The organism is Bacteroides sp. OF03-11BH, assembly GCF_003604005.1.
GTDB lineage: Bacteria > Bacteroidota > Bacteroidia > Bacteroidales > Bacteroidaceae > Bacteroides > Bacteroides ovatus.
Genome location: NZ_QTMW01000099.1, coordinates 1 through 3,540, shown reverse-complemented (window position 1 = coordinate 3,540; position 3,540 = coordinate 1). Strand labels below are relative to the sequence as shown.

The window sequence follows — 3,540 nt, the reverse complement described above, 5'->3', positions numbered from 1 at the left end:
TCGTTTAGCACTTCTTTCATAGCTCGCACACAAATCCTTTTTTACTCTATTTCAACATCTAATCTTTTGATTATTAGTTGTTTATTGTCTTGAATGTATTTATAAGATCACCTGTCAGGTGCTGTATATTTCGGTAAACAACACCCCGCAGGTGCATTTCCTAATCTCTATTAACATCATATTTTATTCTCATTCCAGTGTACCATATCAATACACCATAATAACAAGGTCTTTTTGCGCTTCAACGGCTTCATCGAAAATGAAATTCAAGTCGTCCATTTCCTGCTCGTAATCATAATCTCCGATACCGTTACCCTCTTGTAGTGAGGTGTATTCCGTCCGCTTGCTCTCCAAATCTGAAACGGGTATGCTGATGATATAGGGAAAATCACTGCTCAATGGAATAGGGATGAATGTACTTTGGCTATCCAATTGCCAAAGGTTTTCCGCACAGTAGATTTGCGTTCCATAATGGTTGCAAATCTTTTCATATACATACCCGTACATGAAAGCAATTTCGGGATAACGGATTTCTCCGTTCACTATATCTGCCAACGCTGCATAAGCATCTTTATCCGTGTTCAGGCTATCGCTGAAATAATCGTTCAGAGTGTCAAGTTCCTGCTTCAACGCAACCTTTAATTGGTTTATAAGCTGATTATCACAAGTTCCATAAACAGACTTTACCTTATCGGCTTCTGTCAAATATGCACAAACAGAGTAACTCATATCTTTTCTTCATTTAATATTGTCATTCCAGTGTACCATGTCGTATGGATAGTAGGGCAACCCTTTCAGGCTGCTATCATCCAGCCCCAAGACCTTGACCAATGCACCGCTTTCAAAACACCAATAACCGTCATGGTTGATACCACATTTATGGTCGTCATGCCAAGATAAATCAGAATGTCCTCGATACCATTCTTTTTTGAGGTATTTCTCCAATCGTTTCACCGCTTCTGCTTTGTCTTGTTCAGCCAACTCTGTAACAGTGATAGCAATTCGATAGGGTGACGGATATAATACGTGGTTTGTTGTCCTTTCCCAATCAGGAAATCTGTATCTAATCAATGTATCATAAATATAGTCTTTAGCTTCTCTGTCTTTTATCAGTTGCACCAGACCATGTATAAGGTCGTCTTCGTAATCCAACATAATGCCTATTGACAGAAGCCACAACATTTCAATATAAAGTCCGTTGTCCGTCCAAAATCTCGGCATTGTTTTGAGGGCTTTCACATAATTGTTTTTCAGCTTATCAATATCCTGTCCCATAGAATACTGTACTAATAAATAACGAAGCCTATAATTGAACAAAGAATCGTAACCTATATGTTTTCCTGAAAGATGCATTTGTTCATAATAACTAATATCTTCATCATACATTTTCAGTTGCTTCAAATACTGTTCTTCTGTAAAAAGTTTATCTCTTGTTTCCATTATGGTACACTGCTTTTTGATGTTAATGGTTTGGAAAGGAACACCATTCAGGGGTTAACTTTCCTTGTTATCTATATTCTTTATTGAATCAGGATGAAACTTCAGAAGCATAAGCCTTGAAATTTGTTCCTTATCTTGCCAATACTCTTCATCTATTTTCGATAACTCATCATCATCTGATTGGGTAAGATATTCAGGTAAGTCCCATAATTCTTCAAGACGTTCATCATCTTCAAACTTTTCAATGATAGAATAAGCTTTCAATAATAGTTCCTTGGTATTAATAGCTCCTATTTGTTCTAAACCTTCAACTGCAAGTAAATAAGCATCATAACCCCAATTACAGAAAAATTGAACAAAACCACCATTATACATTTCCAATTCCAACCAATATAGAGATGCTATCATCCTATCATCATGTTCCATTTCTTGATAGTTGGGCTTAACTAAATCCAACTTATACCCGAGCTGAGAAAAACTCTGTTCCCAAATTTCTTCTAAATCGTTCATCATTTTTTGCCTCCTATTAATTATAGATAATGGTTCAGCAGGGAACGGCTTGCCGTTATCCTGCGTTGTTAATGGTATATTTATATTTTCCCTTTACTATAAAAAGCCTCTAAAACAAAGAGAAACAACGAAAGGAAAATGTATAATATAAGTATCAATAGATTATTCTTATTAGGCTTTTCATTAAACTTCTCTATGACAGCTTTATACCTTCTTTTCCAGCAGAAACGAATACATAAAAGAATGAATATCAGCCCTAAAGACACATTATACATTGTTCGCGTTGGATAAGGCAATATTTTATATTGTTCCAATACTCCCCATATTGTGTGAATATTACAATTTAGAAATACAGCGAGAATTAACAAAGCTGCATAAACCGCTATTTCGGAATAAGAACTGTATTTCCATAGCCTATAAAATTTGAAAAATAAATAATCTATCATACTTAATTACCATTAATGTTATTTATAACCGCACTTTATGGTGTCGTTCCTACACTTCTATAACTGCACCTCACGAATTATCCAGTGTATCAAGAGGATTAGGGATTTTTGCTTTATGGGCACTTGACACATGAAGATAAATGGTTGTGGTCTTGATGTCGTTGTGTCCCAGCAATTCCTGTATCGTGTGCAGGTCTGTTCCCTGTTCCAGCAAGTGTGTGGCAAAGGAGTGGCGCAGCATGTGTACGTGTACACGGTGTTTGATGCCTGCACGATGTGCGGCTTCTTTCAGCACTTTCACCAATGCACTTGCCGAATATTGCTCTCCGGGTGTTTCGCCCTCAAACAACCATTTTTGTGGACGATATTCCCGAAAGTAGTGCCGTAGTTCTTCCAGCAACTTGGGCGAAAGGAGCGAATAACGGCATTTCTTCCCCTTGCCCATGATACGAACCGACATTGTTTCACTGTTGATGTCCTGCGGGGTCAGGTTAAGCAATTCGCTTCTTCTAAGTCCGGCAGAGTAAACCAACGAAATCATGCAGTGATGCTTGATGTTGGAAATTTGTGCAAGGATGCGCTTAATTTCATTCTTGCTCAACACTTCGGGCAGGCTCTTGTACTCTTTGGCACGGGTGATACCGCCATAGTATTGCCGTTTGCCGCCTTTCACCTGCTCGTAATAGAACTTGATAGCATTGATGCGCATATTCTGTTGCGACACCGAAATCTTCTTCTCGTTCACAAGATAGAGTATGTACTTGTTGATGTCCGGCACTTTCAGGCGGTCGATGTTCCGTCCCTTGTGATATTCCATGAAATCGCTGAAATAAGCACGGTATGTTTTGACGGTTGAGGGGCTGTAACGCTTTTGTTCCAGCAGTTCGAGATAGCCTTTCGGCAGTGTGTATTCCCTTTTGGGTTTGGGATGCCGCACGTAAACCCGGCTGTAATCAATATAGGCGTGGGGCGAATAGCGGTCGTAAAAATCCGGCAGGCTGAAAGCGGCTGACGCTATGTATGCAGAGCCGTTACCAGCCATTTCCATACCCGTGTCTTGGGCGAGCAGCAGGGCGACAGCCTGACTGTTCGCATATTCTATGTGCGCCCGTAAAGGTTGCATCGTAAATATCTCTTTGGCAAG

The 3,540-nt window shown here is 39.4% G+C and carries 4 protein-coding genes; all 4 read right to left on the bottom strand.

Features of this window, described 5'->3' with window-relative positions; translation table 11 throughout:
- Window positions 1–207 precede the first annotated feature (207 nt).
- The 4 genes from DXA54_RS27650 to DXA54_RS27630 all read right to left on the bottom strand — a co-directional run bounded on the left by DXA54_RS27650 (window position 208) and on the right by DXA54_RS27630 (window position 3,519).
- On the bottom strand, window positions 208–729 hold the full coding sequence (locus tag DXA54_RS27650) for a hypothetical protein (protein WP_007480238.1): 522 nt from the start codon (window positions 727–729) through the stop codon (window positions 208–210).
- Window positions 730–738: 9 nt separating this feature from the next.
- Entirely contained in the window at window positions 739–1,440 is a 702-nt protein-coding gene (locus tag DXA54_RS27645; protein ID WP_120081184.1) for a PoNe immunity protein domain-containing protein, read from the bottom strand.
- Between the two features lie 54 nt (window positions 1,441–1,494).
- Entirely contained in the window at window positions 1,495–1,953 is a 459-nt protein-coding gene (locus DXA54_RS27640; protein WP_087397891.1) for a DUF4375 domain-containing protein, read from the bottom strand.
- Between the two features lie 513 nt (window positions 1,954–2,466).
- Entirely contained in the window at window positions 2,467–3,519 is a 1,053-nt protein-coding gene (locus tag DXA54_RS27630; protein ID WP_243647703.1) for a tyrosine-type recombinase/integrase, read from the bottom strand.
- Window positions 3,520–3,540 lie beyond the last annotated feature (21 nt).